Below are 22746 nucleotides of genomic sequence, written 5' to 3'. Positions count from 1 at the left end.
ATTGATTATCGGTGCAGGTATCGCAGGTATTGGTATGGCTTGCCGTTTACAGCAACAGCAGCATAAAGGTCTATTCGGTCATAAAGCTCCCAAAAAGCAAAAGCAGGTAAAACTGACTAATAAGCATAAACCTCCACAGCGCTTTGCTATCTTAGAAAAGCGTGCTGATTTGGGTGGTACATGGGATTTATTTACCTATCCGGGGATTCGCTCTGACTCTGATGCCTTGACCTTTGGTTATAACTTTAGGCCGTGGCTTGATTATAGAATGCTTGCAGCAGGCGATGATATTAAGCGCTATATCGCTGATACGGCACACGAATTTGGGGTGACCGAGCATATCCACTATCAGCACGAAGTTCAGCAGATATCATGGTCTAGTGATGATCAACAGTGGTCAGCAACCATCAAAAACCATGCAAACGGTGAGATGTTTGTTAAGACTGCTAAGTTTATCGTAGGTGCCACTGGTTATTATGATTATGAGCAGGGCTATCGCCCTCATTTTGATGGAGAGGAGAATTTCCACGGTCAAATCATTCATCCACAGCATTGGAACAATCTAGACTATGATGATAAAAAAGTCATCATTATTGGTAGCGGTGCCACGGCGATGACGTTGCTACCTGCGCTAGTAGATAAAGACAGTGATCAGTGTGCACGTCATGTCACGATGCTACAGCGTACGCCGACCTATGTAGCAAGCGTGCCAGGTGATGACCATGCTATTGACTGGTTATCAGGCAAGTTTTCACCATTATCAAAAGAGCAGGCCTATACGGTACTACGCGCGCGCAACGTGTTACGGCAGCAAGGCCTGTACAAAGTTGCGACTCATGCACCCAAGGTGATGAAAGCAGTCTTAAAAAATGGTGTGAAAAAAGAGTTAAAAGGTAGCGGCGTTGATAGCAACCATTTTATGCCTGACTATAATCCGTGGGATCAACGAGTATGTGCGGTGCCTGACGGTGATTTATTCAAAGCCCTGCAGGACAAACGCGCAACAGTAGTAACCGATCAAATTAGTCACTTTACTGAAACAGGGATTATGCTGCAATCTGGTCAGCATCTCGACGCTGATATTATTGTTACCGCGACTGGTTTAAAGCTACAGATGCTGGGAGGGGCAGCGGTATATATCGACGGTCAATCTATCGATATTGGCACGCGTATGACCTATAAAGCAGTCATGATAGAAGGCGTGCCTAATCTGGCAGCACTGTTTGGCTATACCAATGCCTCGTGGACACTAAAAATCGATTTGGCTTGTCAATATGTAGTGAGGCTACTGGGATATATGCATAAAAACCGCTGTCAAGTCGCATTACCACAAGCACAGACTACAGATATGACAGCCTGTGCTCAAGCAGATACCGTGATGGGTTCGCTATCGTCTGGTTATGTCAGGCGCGGCAAAGACGAGCTACCTAAGCAAGGCGATCGCTATCCTTGGTTCGTGACCAACAACTATCTAAGCGATCGAGTCATGCTTAAGTATCGCAAGATAAAAGACGACTGGTTACGGTTTATTCGTTAGCGTCTTGGTAATTATTGATGATGGTTGTCGATGAAGTCAGTAACTTGCTTGCTTAACATCTGCCACAAGGTCTCCTGGGCGCTTTTGCTACCCCATGCATTGTGCGGACTAAAGATAACACGCGGATGGTCGCTGATACTGAGGAGCGGATCATCGTCAGCGATCGGTTCTTGTTCAAACACATCGCTAGCATAGCCGATGATTTGCTCACTATTAATCGCGTCAGTTAATGCTTGGCTATCAACAATGCCGCCACGTGCGACGTTGACAATGAGCGGTTGTTTAACCATTTTTGCCAGAGTATCCTTGTTAATAAGATGCTCAGTTTGTTCATTCAATGGGCAGTGCAGACTGATCACATCTGCCCGCGCTAGCACTTCATCAAACGCAGTATAGTCGTCGCTGCGTGGTTCACGTTCTTGGTGCTCTGCCCACAGTACGGTCATACCAAAGGCACGAGCGATTTCGGTCACGCGTTTGCCGATAGTGCCAATACCGATGATACCTAGCGTCTTATCCTCCAAATCAATCAGCGGAATATCCAGTAGGCAAAAATTGCCATTTGCCAGCCACGTACCATCAGCGACTTTCTGATGGTAGTGGATGCCTGCGCGCATTGCATTTAACATTAGCATAAAGGTATGCTCGGGCACGCTTTTGACCGCATAACCAGCGACATTGAACAGCGCAACACCGTGCTTATCGCAAGCGGCTTGATCGACGTTATTCATGCCAGTAGCAGTCAGTTGAATAAGCTTAAGTTTCGGTAACTGCTCTATCACCTCAGCACCAATCTGGACTTTGTTGGTAATAATAATGTCAGCATCTTTGCAACGCTCAATGATGACAGCCGTGTCTTTTGGCGTGTCGTTATAAGTGATGTAATCGCTCACACCCATTGGGGCTGGCAGGTCAATACCTTCAGAAAAAGTACCTTTATCTAAAAAAACGGCTTGCATGGCTAGTCCTTACTTATTGTTGTCTTATAGATAGTTAGCGAATAGATAGTTAGCGAATAAATTACTATCGCATGATTTCTTATCGGCTTAATGTAGCACGTTGGTATTTTTAGTCAAAAAGAAGCAAGCAGTAAAAAGGCATTTTCACTGTATTTTTAGCGTAAAAGCAGTATCTATAAAATGGATGTTATTTTAAACAAAGAAAAGACCTCTATTTCAATATTGAAATAGAGGTCTTTTAGCTAGACAAAGCACTTTTTCGTTGACACAGCTTGTATTACAAGCGCTATCAAGCCAACTTTGCAAACACTGCTAATAACAAATGCTAAAAAGAAAAACGCTTGCGCAATTTGCCAATGAAACTGCGTACGCGATTACTCAAATCGATACGCACATCATTGTCAGGGTCGTGTTCGACTTCATAACGTTTAACCAAGTCAGGACTCGCTTTGAGTTTAGTATGATGTTGAAAAGCACGATTAACACTAATCTCTAGCAAGCTCGCGCGCATCGGCTTCGGCAAGCATCGATAGACCTGACCCTTGTTAATTAAATCAATCAACAAACCTGCATCTTGAAACTCAGTTTGCACCAAAACGACCAAATGCGGTGCATCTTGCTTTAAAGTGAAGATTATTGGTGCAATGTTTTCGCCACTAACATTGATGTCAGTAATACACACACCAATGTCGTAGTTTGCCAGATAGTCATAAGCCTCCTCTAAACCTTCAGCATGCAGTACCTTATAATTATTGGAAAACTGCTTGCGGATTTGTTCGATTAGCTCATTTGTTTCGTCGATAACCAACAGGGTTTGCTTATTGTCTGAGCTATCAATCTGATCGGCATCTTCATCTGGATTGTAGGTCAACGCGATTTCAGTGGCACGCCCAACCACAGCGATAAGTTCCTCAGACTTGCAGGGCTTGGTCAAATAACGATAAATCTCTCCATCGTTGATAGAACCAATAATGGCATTCAGATCGGCATAGCCCGTTAATAAAATACGCATGGTAGACGGTGATATATCTTTTACTTCACGTAAGATATCGACACCGACACGCTCAGGCATACGTTGGTCACTGACTGCTACGTATACATGGTTGTTTTTAATATAGTCGATATACTCAGTGGGGTCGGTCGTGATAAAAACATCATGAGTTTTACGAAAGAGGAGTTTCATAGAACGTAAAATGCGTTGTTCATCGTCAATAAACGCGATTTTCGGTTTAGGTTCAGTACTTAGAGCAGAGGGTTGTATGTTATCTTTAACTTCATTCATGATCGTATCCTTACGATGAATAATAGAGGCTAGGTTGTAAGTATTATGTCTGTTGTCAGCACAGCGCATAACTGAGCTGCGCCGACAATATAATAAGCGTGTTGCTTATGCCGACATACTTTGTTCCGTTAAATTATTGTTGATAGGTAGGGTTAAGGTAAACACCGTGCCAACACCTTCAGTAGATGTGGCAGTAATCGCACCATTGTGTTGTTCCATGATTTGCTGACTGATTGCCATGCCGAGGCCAGTGCCTTCACCTGCCGCTTTCGTAGTAAAGAAGGGCTCAAATATCTGATCCAATACCGCTTGGCTCATGCCTTTACCATTATCAGTTACTTCAATGTAGACGTTGGTTTCATCAGCGTAGGTACGCACCTCAATCTTGTCATCAGGATTGCCCTCCATTGCTTGCGAAGCATTGTTCAATAGGTTAACTAATACCTGATTGATTTGCGATGGTGAGCATTTGATTTCAGGCGTTGGGCCAAAATTGGTGACAATATCTTGATGTCTGATAGAGTTTCCAGCGATTTTGAGAGAAGATTCTATACATTCGCGTACATCAATGGTCTTCACTTTTGACTCATCAAGGCGTGCAAAGTTACGTAAGTTGAGTACCATCTCGGTAATCTGTTCTACCCCAAACAAAGAGTCTTTAATCAGCTCTTTTAGCTCAGACGATAAGTCATCTTCTTCGATTTCATCCGAAGCACGGACAATATCTGCTAGCAGTTTATCTATTTTTTCATCAGCAGCAGCCGATTCAGATTGAACGCCTTTTAACCCTTGTACCAACTCAATCAGCTCTTCGTATTGCTCAGTCAATTGACCGATAATTTCGAGGTTGTTTTGTACATAAGATAAAGGTGTATTTACTTCATGAGCAACGCCTGCAACCATCTGACCAAGTGTGGCCATTTTTTCAGAACGGATCAGCTGTAGCTGAGAATTTTTCAGCTCTTTTAGTGTGTCTTGCAGTTCAGCGGTGCGTTCTTCGACTTTAACCTCTAGCTGTTGATTGATATTGGCAAGCTTACCTTCATTAGATTGGATACGATGGAGTAGCTCACTGATAGAGTGGTTTACTAGGCCAATTTCATTGCGTCCGCCTGAAAATTTGACGTCACTAAGCTTGTTATATTGCTTATCATCGATTAGTTTTTCTGCGAGAGAGATTTTGTCTGTGGTCTTTTTCAATGGTTTGAATGCTAAGAACGTCAGCATGAAATAGATTAGTGCAGCGGTTATAAATAACGCTAGCATGATTAAGTTGATTAGGTTTTTGCTCAAGTTATCTGCGATAGCATTAACGGCAGCATCTGGTTGTACTACGATTAGTTTCCAGTAGGTCTCAGGAATCTGGAAAACATATGCCTGACTACCATTGTAGTAGCTATCATTTGTTAGATCGAAGCTTTGTAGCAAGCGACTGTCCATCGTGCTTGTATTGCTTGCATTAGCATTCAAATAGGCGGCGTAATTGATAAGCTCAGAATTACTAACAGCAGTGGCCTCATTTTTATCAAGTGTTGCAATGACTTGTTGTACTTCAGGAGGCATTTTTGCGGCAATTTGTTTGATAATCTCGCTATGCTGAGCATCTAAAAAATCTAAGATAGGTTGCCACGCAGGGTCTGAATCAATGACTTGTTTGATATCCAGTGGGACACCAGTTTCTTCGTCAATGTAGTTTAAGCGCTCAGGGTTAGATGAGGCGATAACCTTATTACTGTTATCAATCAATAAAATATAACCTGAGCCAGAGCTTTCACTCAGCTTAACGATGTTTTCTTGTAGCTGGTTGAGCGTAAAGTTAACGGTACTTGCACCCCAAAACTGATTGTCACGTTCAATAGCGACACCGCAGCTCATTGCCAATTCACCTTTGGTTTGAGTGGGGCTTACGTCAGCCCATATACAGCCATTAGGTCTGAGTACTTTTACTTTGTTAAACCAGTTTTCATTGTAATAAGGATTAGCAGGGTTTGGATCCGTTAATATTGCTCGGTAATCGCCATCTTGGCGAACCATCAAAAAGGGATGAGTCGCCGTACTGTCTCCGAGTGCACCATTATCAGGCCAAATACCACCACTACCTAATAAGCTATAATCCCGCTTATCAAAAGCGTTAGCCGTGCTGGTCTGCAAAATATTTTCTTCGATTGGCAGTGTTTGAGCGCTTTGCTGTAGTTGCAACGCGCTACGCATGACGCGATTGACATCAGCCGAGATGCTGTTGACGGCGGTATTCCCTCGTTGAGCCACTAGTTTTCCTGACTCAAGTCTGATTTTTTCATAGCCTTCTTTTTCGACAATGTAAACCACAACGGCAACAACAACGGCAAAAGCAAGAAACAAAATAATGGTAACTTGGGTGCTGACTTGGTTAAATAAGCCAACTTTTTTGGAGGCACTCATAAATGTATTCATCCTTGAATTATATAAAGTACAAAAAATACGATTAGCAGTATTTTTAGTATAAAAAAAGCTGCGATTATTAATGCTGAATAATTTGTTGACTAAATATCTGAATAAATAGCACAACGATGTGAAGCCGTTACTTCTAACGAAGGGCGCAATCCATAAACCCATCCGCTTGTCTACAAACTAAGTCCCTATAACAAGTATTAAAATTCGTCTACTTGTGAATATTGATACCTGTCGATAAGTAGAAGGAAAGCGCTAAATACTATTTTTTAATCATAAATATGAACAATTGAAGTAACGAAAAACACATCTATTTTCATAAAGTAACATTATAGAAACAATTTTATGATGTAAATGTTTTTTCTATACTTGCGAGTCGTTATCTTATTGTTTTATATGACCAACTTATGCTTAGCATTGGCGTCATCTTGTATGAATCTGCTCTTGAAAAGTCAACTTAACGCACTCATCTACCCGCTAACGTTATATAATGGTTGGGCTGAACGATTGGCTTGATTGGTGTTGTGGCATTTCTTCTATGTCTTTTTGACATTTTATGGTGTGAACAACCTTATTTAGCTATTGTTAGCCGCCATTGCTGTTTTCTAAGCTATCTATCTAAATTTCATTATCTGAGTACAAAAGACATCGCCTTATGACTATCTCTATTGCTTCATTGCACAGTACTGAATTCGCCGTTGGTCAACGTTATTTATCTGATACGGAGTCTGAGCTTGGCTTAGGTGTGGTCATCGATGTTGACGACCGATGTGTGCATATTTTATTTCCGCAAAGTGAAGAGACACGCGTCTACGCAAAAAACTCTGCGCCATTATCGCGCGTGGTGTTTAAGGTGGGCGATAGCATCTACGATCAAGATGGCAAAAGCTATACGGTCAATGCTGTTGATGAAGTGATGGGCGTACTTAAATATGGCGTCGATGAGCACGAGCGCGGCATCATGGAAACCCGCCTTGCTGCCAATATCACGTTGGCCAAGCCGCTTGAGCGTTTGCTTGCTGGCCGAATTGAGCGCGGTGACTGGTATGAGCTGCGTCAAGATATCTTGCGCATGCAGTCAGCGCTAGCAGGTCATCCATTAAAAGGCCTAATGGGTGCACGTGTCGATATCATCGAGCATCAGCTGTATATCGCACATGAAGTCGGTAAGCGTATCGCACCGCGTGTACTACTGGCTGATGAAGTTGGCCTTGGTAAAACTATCGAAGCGGGCATGATTATTCATCAGCAGTTGCTAACGGGCAAAGCTGAGCGTGTGTTGATTTTGGTGCCAGATAGTTTGCAGTACCAATGGATGATTGAGTTACGTCGTCGCTTTAATCTGAATTTTGCCTTGTTTGATCTAGTGCGTACTGCGGCTATTAAAGAACACGACCCTGAACAAAACGTCTTTGCTACTGAGCAATGTATCATTGGTGGTATGGATCTGTTACTCGATCACCCAGATTTATATGATCAAGCGATGGATGCAGGGTTTGATTTATTGGTTGTCGATGAAGCGCATCATCTGCATTGGGATGAAGCACAGGGCGGCAATGATAAGTATGACTTGATTGCGGATTTCGCCGAAGAAACACCGGGCGTGATGCTATTAACAGCAACGCCAGAGCAGCTTGGTGCGCAGAGTCACTTTGCCCGTTTGCGTTTGCTTGATCCAGACCGTTTTGATGATTTAGATGAGTTTATCGATGGTCAGGAAGCTTTTGCAGAGACAGCAGCAGTTGCTGGTGTCTTGATAGAAGAAAAGCCATTGAATGAAGGCCAAATTGCTGCCTTAAGTAGTTTATTAGACATTAGTATTGAAGAGTTATCTTCAATCAATGAAGATGAAAAACTGCGTACACATGCGCTAAACGAGCTGTTAGATCGTCATGGTACAGGTCGTATTTTGTTCCGTAATACTCGTGAGAGTGTCAAAGGTTTCTACGGCCGTAGTAGCCAACCATATCCACTGCCATTACCTGAAGCATGGAAAGACAGCTATCAAACCAATGGTAAGTTGCGTGAGCAGCTATGGGGCGAAGAAAACCAACCAGACGGTGGCTGGCTAGAAGATGATCCGCGTGTTTCTTGGTTGATTGATATTTTGCGCGGTGAGCTTAAGCATCAAAAAGTGCTATTAATCGCTCGTAGTGGGGCGACGGTAGAAAGTTTAGAAGCAGTATTGCGTCTGCATGCAGGTATCAAAACAGCTATCTTTACTGAGCAAATGACTTTGCTTGAGCGTGACCAAGCAGCTGCATTCTTTGCAGATAGCGAAGGTGCGCAGATACTTCTATGTTCAGAAATTGGTTCAGAAGGTCGTAACTTCCAGTTTGCAAGCCAGTTAATACTATGGGATCTACCTGCTAACCCAGATACGTTAGAGCAGCGTATCGGCCGTTTAGATCGTATCGGTCAGACCCAGCAAATCATGCTACATGTGCCTTATGTACAAGGTACAGCGCAAGAGCGTCTGTATCAGTGGTATAACGATGCGCTGAACATGTTCAATCAGATATCGCCAACTGCCCAAAGCGTGCAAGAGCAATATATCCAAGAGCTCAAGCCAATGCTTGAGGGTGCTGATACCGCTGAAAATAATGTCATCTTGCAAGACATCATTGACGAGGCGCTACAGACACGTTTGGGACTAGAAGCACAGCTACAGGCTGGTCGTGACCGTCTGCTAGAGTACAACTCATGCCGTCCGCGTGTCGCTGGTCGTATCGCTGATGCTATGCGTGACTTTGATGGTAATAATTTGCTGCCGCACTTTATCGAGCGTTTCTTTGCGTCTGCCAATATCGATCACAATATCCAGCGTGATGGCTCGTGGGTTATCGCACCGATCGATAGTACTGAGATTAGTGACTATATTGATGGTTTGCCCCTTGGTGATGAAGACGGTATGACGTTGACTTTTGAGCGTGAGCAAGCGCTTCAGCGTGAAGATATCGAATTCATCACTCACGAGCATCCATTGATGCGTGCGATTTATGAGCTGGCGAGTACCAGTACCTTTGGTAATACGACAGTTGCTATGCTAAAAAGTGCCGCTGTCCCTCAAGGTATGGTACTGCTAGAGGTGAACTTCCGTGTTGAAGCGATTGCGCCAAAAGTGCTTAATTTGCCAGCGACTTTGTCTACGCAAAATATCCGTGTCTTTATCAGTGAGCAGGGTAGTGATTTATCGGCTCGTATCAGTGCTGAGATGATTATGCCGCACGTTGAGCGATTGGATAAAAACCGTGCCCGCCAAGTCATTAAAGTACGCGGTGATGTAATTGAGCAGCGCTATTACGAAGCTGAAGATATTGCTCGCCAGCAGATTGCTGAGATTGGTGAGCAAGCAAGTAGCCGCTTTAGCCAGCAGTGGTCACGCGAAATTAAGCGTTTAAAACATCTACAGACGATCAATCCAAACGTACGTCCTGAAGAGATTGAGCGTTTAGAGCAGCTTAAAGCTCAAGGTGAGCAAGCACTTAGTAATTTATCATTAGTACCGGATTCTATTCGCGTACTCGTAGCAGTTAAGCCATAAACATCGACGTAGTTGTCAAAAACGAGGTGTTATTATACATCTCGTTTTTTTATGGTTGAGATTGCTTGCTTTGCTCTTTAGTTGTGATTTGTCTGGCAAAAACAGCTAAGCAATACTTATGAGTAAGCTGACAGTAACTAGTCAAAGCCACCAATATTGGGTAAGATGTTTACCTTTTCTATAGAAAATAAATATTCGGTGATAACATCGCTAACGATGTTTGTATGTTTATTTTAAGGTCTCCTTCGACAGATCTTAACCAGTGATCTCGCATTATTTTACATTCAAATATGATGGCTATATGGCATCAATATCATCAGATGCTGAGCGTTTTTGATAAAAATAAGGAAACATATCGTCATGTCCGATAATCTACAACTGATTGATGAGCTGCTGGCTACTATCGCGCTTATTGAAGTTACCCCTGATGTGTTTGAGGGTAAAAGCCATGACTATGTGGGCAGTCGTATATTTGGTGGGCAAGTGCTCGCTCAAGCGATTATGGCAGCGGCGCATACATTAGATAAAGACAAACCTTGTCACTCACTGCATGGCTATTTTTTGCGTGGTGGCGATATCAACCAACCGGTGATATACCAAGTCCGTCGATTGCGTGATGGTCGTAGCTTGTCTGCACGTGAAGTCACGGCTATTCAGTACAAAGAAGTACGTGGTAAGCCGCCTGTTGAGCAAGTGATCTTTTCAATGATTGCCTCGTTTTCGCCGATGGAAGATGGGCTTGAGTATCAAGAAGACATGCCTGTCTATCCACCGCCAGAAGACCTACTGACAGAGCAAGATTTAAAAGAAGAGAATGTTGGAAAAGTACCAGAAGCGTTAAAAGCAAGATTTATGCGCCGCCGTCATGTTGAGATTAAGCCAGTTAAGCCGCGTAATCCGATTAGCCCAGAACCTATGAAGCCTAAGCAAGCAAACTGGCTACGCATTCGTGAATTGGGCAATCAGCCAGTGGCTATTCAGCAAGCGCTATTGGCATTTTCGTCTGACTTTTATTTGGTTGGTACAGGGCTGATGTCACATGGTGTTAGCTTTATGACCAGTGGTCTACAGGCTGCCAGTATCGATCATTCCATGCATTTCCATCGTGATTTTGACTTGAATAAATGGATGCTGTATGACATGTGGAGTGATACCACGTCTAATGCGAAAGGGTTGAACCATGGTCAGTTTTGGCAAGATGGCAAACTGGTCGCTACCGTGCAACAAGAAGGACTCATGCGTTTACGTGTGCCAAAATCTTAAGGTGCTTTAGACCCAGTTATCTTTATATTGGAATAAAAAAAGCGACTCACTATTAATAATGGGTCGCTTTTTTTTATTTCAATTTCTTATTCTAAGATCTTAACCATCGCGCGAGGTAACCCTAGGCTGTCTTGCGCTTTTTGTTCGGTTAACCATTTAAAGTCAATTTCAGCCGCTGCTAATTTCTGATTTAGCTCAGTTACTTGCGTCGCGTCAATCGTCAATTTACGCGGGGTCAAATACCAGTGAAAATGCGTCAGCGAGTGCTTGATAGGGGCGTCATCGAGTAAAGTAGTGCTGACTGATTTTGCGACCAGTTTATTTTTTATGAGCCATTCATTTATGATTTGCTCAGCAGTGGTAAACTCTGCTTCGTATACTTTTTCATTACTACGTACATCGTTTACTATGCTTGGTGGCTTATCATCGCTAGCTAGCGTCTTCTTAACGGTAGCCTTAGTGTTCGCTTTACCGTCAATTTTTTCTACAAACTGTAATGGCAAGCTCCATAATCCACCCCAAATGCCATTGTCAGGGCGCTGTAGCCACAATATCTGACCATCTGCACTTTCGATTAGCAGTGCATCACTGAACTTACTAGGTTTGGGCTGCTTTTTTGCTTTGACGGGATAATCAGTCTCGCACCCTTGCGTATGCGCTAGGCAGTCTTCTTTTAATGGACATAATAGACAGGCAGGCTTGCTACGGGTACATAATGTCGCACCCATATCCATCATAGCTTGCGCAAATAGTCCTGAGTTTTCTGTCGGTGTCAGTCGCTCTGCCAATACCCATAAATCTTTGGTGGTAGCAGATTTAGTGATATCGCCGTCGATAGCGGCCCAACGTGTCAGCACTCGTTTGACGTTACCATCGCAAATGACGCCATAATGATGTAATCCCATCGCCATAATCGCGCCAGCGGTCGATGGCCCAACGCCAGAAATCGCTTCCCATCCTGCTAGTGTCTGCGGAAACTCGCCCGTTTCGGCGATGACCTCAACCAACTGCTTAGCACCTTTATGCAAATTACGTGCGCGTGCATAATAGCCAAGTCCTGCCCAATGCTCTGCTACGGTATCCCATTCTGCTGTGGCCAAATCCTGCACGGTCGGAAACGACGCCATAAAGCGTGCAAAGTAGGGCAGTACTGTGGTCACTTGTGTTTGCTGAAGCATGACTTCGGATAGCCAAACAATATAAGGGTTGGGCGTGTCGGTCTGGTGTTGTTGCCAAGGTAAGTCGTGGCGACCATTTTCGGCAAACCAATCAAGTAGGCGTGGGGCAAAGGAGTTTAGAGATTTGGGAGAGTGGCTAAAGTTAGTTTTAGAAGATGTAGAGTTGGCAGCTAGCTGGGTCATAGGCTCTTATATTTGGTTTTTTGAAGGTAAACAATTATACCTGATATACGTATTTGCTACGACCCAACTTTGGCGCAATGCCATTAAATAATATAATAAAAATAACTACTTAACGATATCAAAAAGTAGAAGGTTATTGATTGTATGGTCGATGTATTTGTAAATGTAACTTGATTTTACAATATGATGAGTAGAATTCGATTCTTGTATGAAGTCGAAGTCCTTTAATATATGTTCTATTAGTCTGCTGATATGATGGTCCATTTTACCATCATAGGTTGTAGTGTGAATAAAGTCATCTTTTGAAAGGCCGTGTAGTATTAGAAGGATAAAAAATTTAGTTGGGAAGTTTTCTAAAATACTTTGGTCATTTAGTAAGTAAATCTCTTCGGAAGAAGAGCTGAATTTTAATATATCCGTTACTTGTATATTTCTATCACGAATTTGCTCAAATAAATTTTTGTTGGCTATATATGCAAATGATAAAAATACTATTAAAAGCTGCTCTACCTCTGGATTTCTACTTTTCGAGTTATCTTCAAATATGATAAGTGTTTCAATACAGCGAACAACTTGCTCTACCTTTCGTAACGACAGATGGGCAATTTTTACAAATTTAGAAATATCGTAGAGAAATTCGTTATCTTTAAACGCTTGTGGGATTACCTTGCTATCTCGTACTACTGTCTTGAAGTGAGTGACGTTATTTTCGATTGATTTACCCTCAGTATCTTTGGTCGCAGTTGGCAAATTAATCTGATATTTAAAAAATTTATAAAGGTAGTCGTGGGAGTTGGTTTCGCTACCATAGCTATGTTTGATAGTCGCTTTAAGCTGCTCAGCATTGGTAATCAAAATAATCTGCACATTTTTAACATCAAAAACATGCTTGATGGTCTCTAACATCATCACTGCAAAGTCTGGACGACAGCGATCAAGTTCATCAATCAGAAGTATAACGGGTGTAGTAGATGCTATATTCTTCAATGCTTCTTTAAGTGTTGATAAATTCTTTTCAGCCTCTACTTGGTCTTTGATCATCGACTCAAGAGATTGGTCAATAAATGAGTCCGAACCTTCTTCTATAGCTTCCATACCTTTCTGAAGATCGTCAGGCATATCTGCTGCATATTTGCCAAATGCTAAGCTCGCTATTGCCTTGATACTGATACCTGAGACTAAACGCAAATAGGGAATAGCGTTTTTGATAAAGCTTTTTCGCCTATCATCGTCCTCATTATAGAATCCAGCCACTTCTGCAATAAGGGTTAATAGTGGCTCATTTGCATGGTCAGCTTGAAAAGCATTTACATAGCCAACTTTATAATCGTTGGGATTATCAGCTTCAATCAAGTTTTTGAGTTTGAAGCAGAACTCCGTTTTACCTGTACCCCATTTGCCATCAATGATAAGGGGTGAGACATCAATATCTGAAACCAAAAGCTTAATGATTTTTTCAGCAATAGGTTTACGTATGAATTCATCTCTACTAGAAAAAGTTAACTCTTTCATTACGTTATAATCTGTCATTAAGCACTCTCTATATTTATAATTCTAATATACGATACTGATGTTATACAGATAATACAGACATAAAAAAAGCCCATAAGGGCTTTTATATAGGTAATAGCTTTTTGAGCAATGATCTTTTAAATAAACGCTATTTACGATTCTTTCGCGTTTTTAGACGACGTAAGCGCTTTTCTTCCTCTTTCGCTTTTTTCTTCTCTTCAGCAGCGAGTCGTTGTTCAGCGACCACAATTTCTTCAGCTTCAGTCATCGCTGGTGTTTCTAGCGTGATACGACCAATCTTTGCGCTACGCAATTCGTTAATGAGAATCTCAGACATACGGTAAGTATCGACTTGATTGCCCGCGCGTACACAGCCGCGATTACGTCCAGCCACTTCAAAAAACTCCCAGTCGGTCTTTGGCAGCTCTTCAATTTTGTAGCGAGTTTTTAGCAGCTCAGGATAGGCTTGCATCAGGTACTCAGCGGTATAGCTGGCTACATCAGCGAAGTCAAAAGCCGTATCACGGATACCGCCCGTCGCTGCTAAACGATAACCAGAGTTTTCGTTTTCAACCTTTGGCCATAGCATACCAGGCGTGTCATAGAGCATAATGTCATCGTCGAGCTTAATCAGCTGCTGCGATTTAGTCACGGCTGGCTCGTCGCCTGTCTTTGCCACAGCGCGTCCTGCTAGCGTATTGATCAGCGTTGATTTGCCAACGTTTGGAATACCCATAATCATCGCTTTGATTTGACGACCAGTCCCGACTTTATTAGGTACGAGATGCTTACAGATGGCGATGATGCGTTTTACATCATTGGCTTTTTCAGTATCGCAAGCAATGGCTTTGACCCCATCTTGCTGCTCGAGATAATCCATCCAAGCTTGCGTCAACTCAGGATCGGCAAGGTCAGCTTTGTTCAGGATTTTGATAACAGGTTTTTCGCCGCGTAGTGCTGCGACCATTGGGTTTTCACTACTATATGGAATACGCGCATCGATGACCTCGATGACCAAATCCATCTGCGGCATGACTTCTTTGATTTCGTTACGGGCTTTGTTCATATGCCCAGGGAACCACTGAATACTTGCTCTCTTATCCATCTGCTTTCATAACCTTTTATAAAAAATGCTAAAAGTAAAACAATCAACGTTTACTTTCTAATGGTGCTCAGTTTACTACAGAACCACATTGCTCACGGCACAATTTCACCCAACCAGCTTTGTCATTACGCTTGATTTTGGTTTTCTGTTTCCTCATGCGCGGGTGGTAATGGGGCAAGGTAACCAATTAATAGTATTAAACTGCCTGCGCCAAGGAAGGATATGACTCGCCAAATTGCCTCAGTCTGTGACAAATCTACCAAGACCAGCTTGAGTACGACGATACCTAATAATCCAATACCCATAAACCAAAGCGCGCGTTGCCAGTAGCGACTCGCCATGATGGTGGCGATCAATGCCAAGAGCGTCCATAAAATCGTCAGTCCTGTTTGTACTTGCTCGCTCTGCCATGCGCCGCCTTGATAGTCATTCCAAAGAGGCGTACCAATAAAGGCATGTAACGTTCTGACCAACATGCTGGAGATTAACCAAAAACTGATCAGTCCCAATACAATTAACAGACTCTCAGCAGTAAATACGCGCTTAGATTTGGCAGCTGCCCCCGACTCGGTAAAATTTTCATTGTGACGGCGTTGGCTGATGTAATACAGACTAAAACCAACCGATAGCGTCAACCATGATGTGATGTCATATAGGTTGAATAATGGAAAATAAGACATTCCCCAAATCATACCGTCATAAGACCAATTGGTAAGAACAGTCCACAGTAAAGCAATAGGAGCAAAAATGGCAGCACATCCTAATAGTGCCTGTCGCCGATCAAACCAATACAGTAGACCTTGTTCTGAAACTTTATTGGTCGATGTATTTTCTGAATTTTTTCTCGTATAACGATGATTTAACCATAACCCAAGCAATATAAGCACCGCTGAAAACAAGAAAGCCATCACGCCATCAGAGTCTGGTAGGCCGTAATGCGCAGCGGCAGCAATGAGTAAGATACCCGTACCTAGCCAACTTGCACCAGTATAGCGTGAGGTATTGCTGTTATCGGACCATGTATCAAACCATGTTTTTAGCCATAGCTGCCCCATGACTAACCAGCCGATTATTAACCCTACAAACACCAACCATTCCGCTGTTGCCCATGTTAAATTTCGCTCAAATTTTTGTGGCAGTTGCAGTATTAGCATGAAGTAGAACAGGGCTAGTAACCCATGACTAAGCTGTCTAATTTCCGCCCACGGACGATAGCGATTGATGACCCAATAAGCAATCAAGCTGATGAGTGCTGCCAGTGCAATTACCGTCGTGCTTGATTGCCAGATATCAAACCAATGATGCAAATCAAGCATCAGTACTTGTAGCATCCAAGCCATCGCGGTCAATGTTAAAAATTTGATGAATCTAGGGCTATGCCAAATGAATTTGAATACACGACTCTGACTATTGATAGAGGTCAGCCATTGCTGCGCAGCTTGCGTACTGACACCCAGCGCACGCGCATAGCTGGTTAATACATCTGATGTGCCGTCCAATGTTTGTGATTGTATGACCGAGGATGTTGTAGTGCCTTTATTGTTAAGGCTATTAAGTTTGTTACTACTATCTAAGCTATTAAGCAGCACAGCAGGGGAGTTGCTATCGCGTAAGATAAAGACGGTCGCTAGATAACTGAGCGCTGAAATACTAAAGGCTAAAACGGGATAGTCTTGGATAGAGAATATCGCTGTCGTCACTAGCATACCAATACTAACGAGCTGTAATAGCAAGCCGAATAACACCGACCACGATCGCAACGAGCGTCGTCCAAACCATACTAGTGCCAACCCTTGTACTGACCAACCAAAAGCAATCCATTCAGCATCTAGTGCCAGCGGAATCACCAGCGCCAAAAACCCAAATCCTAAAGCCAGCATGCCTTCAGTAATTAAGGCATAGCGCTCACTACGCTGAATAAACACCCAGCCCAGCCCAAGGTAGACAGTCGCCAAAATCGCGCTAGTGATGGTCAGGGCATTAGGAATCTTATCAAGTAAAGCAGAAAGCAAGCCGAAAGACAGAAGCGGTACTGAAAACAGTAAACCAGTATCAATAGGGAATACATAGGAGCTGCCTACATGGGCTTTATCCAAGTGTTTTGTATCATCTGTATTATCAGCATGACTGAGGTTTTTCTCGTGTAGCGCGTTATAGGTAATGATTTGCTGCGCATAACGAATGACGACAAATAAATAAAGTAGCCAGTGTAAGGCTACTAATGCCACCAATGACCAACGCTGCGTTTCAATGACGGCGCTCAGGTTTTCGCTGACACCCCAATAGTACGCCAAGCCAAATGTCACAGTCACACCGAATAGATTTAATATTTTCCACGGTCGATAGTGAGCAATGACGGCAATGGTGACGTTTAGCAGTAGATAATAGCTGAATAAGGTGACCAAGCTGCCAGTATCTTCACTGGTCAAAATCGGTGCAAAAAATCCACCCGATAATGCCAGTAATGCTAAAGGAAAAGCGTTTTGACGTACGGCGAGAGCAATGGTAATGGCAGACAATAACCCAAGTCCGATAAAGCTCGGGATACTAGGAATAATTTCATAAACACTGTAAGCGAAAAAGGTGCTTAGATAGGCAATTGCTAAACCTGCACCTTGTAGCGTGATCCCATATGAGAAGCGTTTTGCGGTCAGCTTTAACCCAAGCGCTGCCAATGCTAACCCTGTAACGCCAACTGCTATCAGCTTTGTGGCAATCGAAATCTCGATATATTCGCTTAATAAGCGAAGCAGGAGCACCACACCTACTAATAGTACCATTACGCCGACTCGCACGACCAAGTTGCCACCGAAAAACCAGTTTTTGATTGAATGAATCAGTGAGGTCACAATAGGCAATGAGCGTTCATCAGGCTCAATTGGGGCAGCTGGTGCGCTCGGTACCGGCACGCTATACGCAGTTGTTTTTGAGTAAGGATTATCTATAGGGTCATCATTAGCGACGTCCGATATGATATTTTGGGCTGGCGCTGGTGTTGACGCTGGCACCATCGTTGGCAATGGTGGCGGTGATGTGTTTGTTAAGGTATCGGCTGTTGACGGATGTTGTGAATCAAAAGCTCTACCCTCAGTCGCGTTATTTTTAGGTGCGCTATTTTCAGTTACGGTATCTTCAGAAAAAGGTCTACGCACATGACCATTGTCATCAGCCAAACGGGTAGATGAGGCAGTCATACGACTCATGCTATTGTCTTTTCTGAGGTCTTTTTGCTGTGCAAGCTCAGCTTGTAGTTTTGTGACATCGCGGCGTAGATGCTCGATTTTTCGAGCTATCCTAGTATACAACGCGACCACCACGATCAATAAAATCGTAAAAGCCAGCCAGCCCAACTGGGTCACCATTAGATACAACATCTTCGTCACTCAATCCAGTTTATAGTAAAGTGATAATGACGTGATTTGATAAGAAGCACAAGACTACTCTGATTACTCATCTAAAAGACAAATGCTAGAATGACACTCAAAATAAAAGGGTAGCTTAATAATTAAGCTACCCTTTTTAATGGTCTTTATACCAAATCGTTTTTTATGCTAGATTGGCTTTCATAAACTCAAGCATGTTTTCCCAGCTTTGTTTAGCAGCAGCTTCATTGTAACCAAGATCTACTTCGTTTTTAGCAGCTCGTTCATCAGCATGCGGATTGGTAAAGCCATGTTTGGCATGGTCATAAACGTCGATAGTGTAATCAACATCGGCTGCGTCTAGCTCTGATTTTAGACCTTCGATAGCGTCCATTGATACCATTGAGTCATCACGGCCGTGAGCAACCAACACTTTTGCTGCAAAGTTTTTGTCTGCTGGTTGTTTTGGCGTTGGGTTACCATGGAACGTAGCAACCGCTTTTAGCGGCATGCCTTCGCGAGCCATATCTAGTACAACTTTACCACCGAAGCAGTAACCGATTGCGCCTAAGTTGTCACCATCGACTGATAACTGATCGCTGAAGTCATTAAGGATTAAGCGGCAGCGTGCCATTAGCATGTCTTGATCGGCCAGTACTTGCTCCATCCACATGTTTGCCATTGCCGCATCGGTGGTTAGTTTACCTTCACCATAGACGTCCATAGCGACTGCCGCATAACCCGCCTCTGCCAAACGCTCAACCACTGATTTTGGATGATCAACCACGCCCCACCATTCTGGTGCAACCAAGATACCTGCTGCTGGATTTTCATCTGAAGCGTTTTCTGGTAGTGCTACATAACTGATAAGTTCTACACCGTTTTCGGTAGTACTGATTAATTCAAAAGTCTTAATTGACATATTATTGTCCTTTTTTATGTTGTGAGTTTTAATTATTCGTCATTGTGATGGTTCGTTTCTCTAACTCGTACTACCTTAACGCCCATGTCTAGCAAAAACAGCTATAATACTGTAACGCTCTTTATCAAAATGCTACTGCGACTTTATGACTATAAATTTGTTAAACAAAAATAATGACCAATCTGACTTGAACTCAGGTCTCGATGCAGCGGCCAAGCCTGCGCAATCGGTAAGTTTGTTCCCTGATAGTACCGATGTCGATTTTGTTAATTCTAAGTCTGAACCACTACGTCCGCAGTTCTGGTCGCGATTTTCATTAACAGAATTAAACCATAGCGAGTGGGAAGCGTTGTGCGATGGTTGCGGCAGTTGCTGCTTGATTAAGTATATCGATGAAGATGAAAGCGGTAATGTGGATGAAGAGCTGGTCGAATATACCGATGTCACCTGCCAGTTGATGGACTGCGCGACAGGATATTGCAGTCACTATGCAACGCGTCAGGAGCACGTGCCAGATTGTATTCAGCTGACTATGGACAACTTGCCCAAAATGATGTGGCTACCATCGCACTGCGCTTATAAGCGTTTGTATAAAGGGCAGGGGTTACCAAGTTGGCATTTATTATTGACTGGGGATGCGGTGGTGACACAACAACAAATGCGAGCGGCCAACGTGGGCGTCGCTGGTCGCTGTGTCACGGAAATCGGTATGTCTGATGAAGAAATGGAGACACGGGTGGTTAACTGGGTTAATCCTTAGTCTACAGTTAGTTAGATGCCTGAGCAGTAGATTTGGCTTTTGCTTCCGCACTGGCTTGCGAGTTAGCCAATGCTGGTATCGGAATATCTTGACGAATCTGCTGTGAGAATTTACGGCTGTTCTCATCTCTACTAACGCTAGACTTTAGGTTATTCTGATTATCAAAGCCTTTTGCTTTTGGGTTGATATGAGTGCGCTCATACCACGTATTCATTGACCAAGGCTGGTTGTCCTTTTCTGGAGCTGCATCCAACATACCTACATCATATAGATAGTTCGGTAACCAACCAGACACCCAAATCCGATAATCCCATGGCAAGCGATCGCCACTGACGATACGCGCCATATAAAAGATAATATTGGTACAGTTGCTGAGCAATGTATTGTACCAAGCAGGTTTAGCGTTCAAATCATCAGCCGCCGTTAGATAAGACTCAAATAGCGACCTCACTTCATGCTGTTGCAAATTGCTAATAGGAAACAGATAAACCTGTTCGCCACGAGCGTTGCTGCGAGTGTAAATAATATCGCGCTCTTCTGCGGCAATCAGGCTCAGCTCATAACGTCGAAAAAACCCAGCCAGCGCTGAAAAAGACTCGCCGTCTTCTTTACGAATTTCAAATGAGAAGGCTAGTGGTCTATCATCTTCGAATCGAAAGCTAACTAAGGTATGAGCAATTAGTGGCCCCATCCAATAAGAATTGGTCACATCAACGCCAGAGAGTTTAGACAAATCAATCGTACGGGTCTCCCAATGCTCGGTAGCGTCTTCTTCAGTTTGCCAATCAAAGTTACGAACATTGGTTAAGGTAATCAAGTCAGAGTTAGTCGCATCGCGCTCATAGGAGACTCGCTGACTGACTTCAGCCATCCATTCTCGATCTTGTTTCGGTTCGATAGAAAAAAACCAACCTAGACCTACAAGCCAAACAGCGCCATATACGCCGATAAGCAGCTTGGTTGCTATATTTTTGCTAATTGATTTTCTATTAGATAGTGAGTCACTGTGCAATACTCTTGTGACAGTATCCCAATAACGAGTACTTAGCAGCTCAGCTAATATCCCTACAATCGCTATTGTCGCAAGCCAAGTCAATACTGAGCTGATGCCGTATTGATACCAAATCGCGAGTAACAACCATAGCGCCGATAACAATAACGTAACGGCAATTAAAAAAGTCACAAGACGCTGGCGCCATGTAGACTTTGGCTGATTGCTATTTGATGAGCTGTTTTTTGATATTTCGCGTTTTAAGTCAAGACTCTCTAAACCACGGCTCTCTAAGCCACGTCTGTCTGACAGTCGACTGCGTGAACGCGACGAGAGTAAGCGAGAAAAAACGGAACGTAACGACATAGGGTTTGCTTTGATAAATAAAGGCTTTGACCATAGCAAAGTTTATAACACGCTGACAATACAATTTGAGTGAATTTGTCGTTGAATGTCGGTGAGCCTTGCGATAAAGTGAAGCTAATTTGTACTAGCAAATTTGTTATTCATCCATTAATTAATAACAAATCAGCTGTTTTATTTGCTACTTTTATCCCCATCTAGGCTCTACTTGTTTTTTTATTGAGTATTGTTCGTTTTTCTATTGAATACTATTCTAATTTTTATTAACTAAAGAGGTTAAATCACACCACCATGTCTGACGACACTCCCAGCCCGAGTAGTTGGTCGATGCGCGGCTTAAAACGCTGGCTATCGACCGCCCCCGAAACCCGTGATGAATTGATTCGTCTGGTACAAGACTCGCGCCAGTTTTTAGAGCCTGATACTGTCGATATGTTAGAAGGCGTGCTAGATTTGCCTGCGACACAAGTCCGCGAAATCATGACACCGCGTCCGCAAGTGATTGGCCTGCACGAGAGCACCAGTCTTGCCGAAGTGATGGACATCATTCTTGAGACCACTCACTCGCGCTATCCTGTTTTTGACAGTCAAGATGATGATGCCGTCATCGGTATCTTATTGGCAAAAGACTTGATTCCGATTCTGGTACATATGGTTCGCAATCAAGAAGACAAAATTGACAGTAAGCGTCTTAGAGACTTGGTGCGCCAGCCGTTATATATCAGTGAAACGGCTCGTTCTGATACCTTGTTGCGCTCATTGCAGCGCACCCAAGTACATATGGCGATTGTCGTTGATGAGTTTGGTAACTTTGGTGGTGTGGTCACTATGGAAGATTTGCTCGAGGAAATCGTTGGTGATATCGTCGATGAGCATGATGACTTTGATGAAGACAGCGATATCAACAATATCGTCCCTGATCCAGAAAAGCCAAACACATGGCGTGTCCAAGCGTCTACAGTAATCGAAGACTGTAATGATGAGTTGGGTAGTCGTTTTGACGATACCGATGTCGATACGATGGGCGGTTTGGTTATGCAAGCACTTGGCTTTGTTGGTGATTTAGAAGGCGAGAGTGTCGTGATAGATGATTGGAAAATTACCATTACCGATGTAGAAGGTCGATTTATCCAAAATCTAGAGCTGACCAAAACCAATGCTGAGCAACAGATATTGATAGGCAGCCACTAGCTTTTCTATAGGGCTATACCAAATGCCTAATTAATACAGTTTCAGGCAAGCTTATTTCTAGCAAATTCAATAAAAAACACGATGAAAAATCGTGTTTTTTGCTTTCTGCCTTTTGGTCTTTAGAATGAGGTTTTAGCTACGCAAATTTACCCACTTGTAGGTTT

14 protein-coding genes are annotated in these 22746 nt (G+C 43.1%); 5 read left to right on the top strand and 9 right to left on the bottom strand.

The genetic code is table 11. The features are described 5' to 3' along the window. The first annotated feature begins 34 nt into the window (after positions 1 to 34). Positions 35 to 1537 (top strand): flavin-containing monooxygenase, encoded by a 1503-nt coding sequence (locus AK824_RS12185; protein ID WP_082624702.1) that lies wholly within the window; start codon positions 35 to 37, stop codon positions 1535 to 1537. Positions 1538 to 1548: 11 nt separating this feature from the next. Here the strand turns inward: AK824_RS12185 and AK824_RS12180 are convergent, their stop codons facing one another. The 3 genes from AK824_RS12180 to AK824_RS12170 form a co-directional block, all read right to left on the bottom strand. Further along, the gene (locus AK824_RS12180; protein ID WP_057761921.1) at positions 1549 to 2496 is read right to left on the bottom strand and encodes an NAD(P)-dependent oxidoreductase; all 948 of its coding nucleotides are present in this window, start codon (positions 2494 to 2496) and stop codon (positions 1549 to 1551) included. A gap of 325 nt (positions 2497 to 2821) precedes the next feature. Next, positions 2822 to 3778, bottom strand: coding sequence for a response regulator (locus AK824_RS12175; protein ID WP_057761920.1), 957 nt, complete (start codon positions 3776 to 3778; stop codon positions 2822 to 2824). Positions 3779 to 3883: 105 nt separating this feature from the next. After that, positions 3884 to 6199 (bottom strand): sensor histidine kinase, encoded by a 2316-nt coding sequence (locus tag AK824_RS12170; RefSeq protein WP_057761917.1) that lies wholly within the window; start codon positions 6197 to 6199, stop codon positions 3884 to 3886. 664 nt (positions 6200 to 6863) lie between these two features. Between AK824_RS12170 and rapA the strand changes: the two genes are divergently transcribed. Then, the gene (gene rapA / locus AK824_RS12165; protein ID WP_197411802.1) at positions 6864 to 9752 is read left to right on the top strand and encodes an RNA polymerase-associated protein RapA; all 2889 of its coding nucleotides are present in this window, start codon (positions 6864 to 6866) and stop codon (positions 9750 to 9752) included. A gap of 360 nt (positions 9753 to 10112) precedes the next feature. After that, on the top strand, positions 10113 to 11015 hold the full coding sequence (locus AK824_RS12160; RefSeq protein ID WP_057761915.1) for an acyl-CoA thioesterase: 903 nt from the start codon (positions 10113 to 10115) through the stop codon (positions 11013 to 11015). 86 nt (positions 11016 to 11101) lie between these two features. Here AK824_RS12160 and mutY read toward each other — a convergent pair whose 3' ends face one another. From mutY to AK824_RS12135, 5 genes are all read right to left on the bottom strand, one after another. Further along, entirely contained in the window at positions 11102 to 12376 is a 1275-nt protein-coding gene (gene mutY, locus AK824_RS12155) for an A/G-specific adenine glycosylase (protein ID WP_057761914.1), read from the bottom strand. A 105-nt stretch (positions 12377 to 12481) separates the two neighbouring features. Next, the gene (locus AK824_RS12150; protein ID WP_057761912.1) at positions 12482 to 13906 is read right to left on the bottom strand and encodes a KAP family P-loop NTPase fold protein; all 1425 of its coding nucleotides are present in this window, start codon (positions 13904 to 13906) and stop codon (positions 12482 to 12484) included. Positions 13907 to 14036: 130 nt separating this feature from the next. Then, complete coding sequence (gene ylqF / locus AK824_RS12145) at positions 14037 to 14993, bottom strand: ribosome biogenesis GTPase YlqF (RefSeq protein WP_057761911.1); 957 nt, start codon at positions 14991 to 14993, stop codon at positions 14037 to 14039. 125 nt (positions 14994 to 15118) lie between these two features. After that, on the bottom strand, positions 15119 to 18367 hold the full coding sequence (locus tag AK824_RS12140; protein WP_057761910.1) for a DUF2339 domain-containing protein: 3249 nt from the start codon (positions 18365 to 18367) through the stop codon (positions 15119 to 15121). 172 nt (positions 18368 to 18539) lie between these two features. Continuing rightward, entirely contained in the window at positions 18540 to 19277 is a 738-nt protein-coding gene (locus AK824_RS12135) for a dienelactone hydrolase family protein (RefSeq protein ID WP_057761908.1), read from the bottom strand. Positions 19278 to 19512: 235 nt separating this feature from the next. Between AK824_RS12135 and AK824_RS12130 the strand changes: the two genes are divergently transcribed. After that, the gene (locus AK824_RS12130; RefSeq protein WP_227511241.1) at positions 19513 to 20037 is read left to right on the top strand and encodes a YcgN family cysteine cluster protein; all 525 of its coding nucleotides are present in this window, start codon (positions 19513 to 19515) and stop codon (positions 20035 to 20037) included. 7 nt (positions 20038 to 20044) lie between these two features. On the opposite strand, the gene AK824_RS12125 is transcribed toward AK824_RS12130, so the two are convergent. Beyond that, complete coding sequence (locus AK824_RS12125) at positions 20045 to 21394, bottom strand: Lnb N-terminal periplasmic domain-containing protein (protein WP_057761904.1); 1350 nt, start codon at positions 21392 to 21394, stop codon at positions 20045 to 20047. Positions 21395 to 21682: 288 nt separating this feature from the next. Between AK824_RS12125 and AK824_RS12120 the strand changes: the two genes are divergently transcribed. Next, positions 21683 to 22582 carry a CBS domain-containing protein gene (locus tag AK824_RS12120; RefSeq protein ID WP_057761902.1) on the top strand — a complete coding sequence of 300 codons (900 nt, stop codon included), beginning with the start codon at positions 21683 to 21685 and terminating at the stop codon, positions 22580 to 22582. Positions 22583 to 22746 lie beyond the last annotated feature (164 nt).

The organism is Psychrobacter sp. P11G3 (assembly GCF_001435845.1).
Lineage (GTDB): Bacteria > Pseudomonadota > Gammaproteobacteria > Pseudomonadales > Moraxellaceae > Psychrobacter.
The sequence above is the reverse complement of the archived record's forward strand: the minus strand, read 5'-3'. Positions and strand labels throughout refer to the sequence as shown.

Excerpts from the sequence above, each read along its gene's own strand:
- AK824_RS12185 (WP_082624702.1), top strand. The coding sequence starts at position 35 with ATGGCTTGCCGTTTACAGCAACAGCAGCATAAAGGTCTATTCGGTCAT.
- AK824_RS12180 (WP_057761921.1), bottom strand. The coding sequence starts at position 2,496 with ATGCAAGCCGTTTTTTTAGATAAAGGTACTTTTTCTGAAGGTATTGAC.
- AK824_RS12175 (WP_057761920.1), bottom strand. The coding sequence starts at position 3,778 with ATGAATGAAGTTAAAGATAACATACAACCCTCTGCTCTAAGTACTGAA.
- AK824_RS12170 (WP_057761917.1), bottom strand. The coding sequence starts at position 6,199 with ATGAGTGCCTCCAAAAAAGTTGGCTTATTTAACCAAGTCAGCACCCAA.
- rapA (WP_197411802.1), top strand. The coding sequence starts at position 6,864 with ATGACTATCTCTATTGCTTCATTGCACAGTACTGAATTCGCCGTTGGT.
- AK824_RS12160 (WP_057761915.1), top strand. The coding sequence starts at position 10,113 with ATGTCCGATAATCTACAACTGATTGATGAGCTGCTGGCTACTATCGCG.
- mutY (WP_057761914.1), bottom strand. The coding sequence starts at position 12,376 with ATGACCCAGCTAGCTGCCAACTCTACATCTTCTAAAACTAACTTTAGC.
- AK824_RS12150 (WP_057761912.1), bottom strand. The coding sequence starts at position 13,906 with ATGACAGATTATAACGTAATGAAAGAGTTAACTTTTTCTAGTAGAGAT.
- ylqF (WP_057761911.1), bottom strand. The coding sequence starts at position 14,993 with ATGGATAAGAGAGCAAGTATTCAGTGGTTCCCTGGGCATATGAACAAA.
- AK824_RS12140 (WP_057761910.1), bottom strand. The coding sequence starts at position 18,367 with ATGTTGTATCTAATGGTGACCCAGTTGGGCTGGCTGGCTTTTACGATT.
- AK824_RS12135 (WP_057761908.1), bottom strand. The coding sequence starts at position 19,277 with ATGTCAATTAAGACTTTTGAATTAATCAGTACTACCGAAAACGGTGTA.
- AK824_RS12125 (WP_057761904.1), bottom strand. The coding sequence starts at position 21,394 with ATGTCGTTACGTTCCGTTTTTTCTCGCTTACTCTCGTCGCGTTCACGC.
- AK824_RS12120 (WP_057761902.1), top strand. The coding sequence starts at position 21,683 with ATGTCTGACGACACTCCCAGCCCGAGTAGTTGGTCGATGCGCGGCTTA.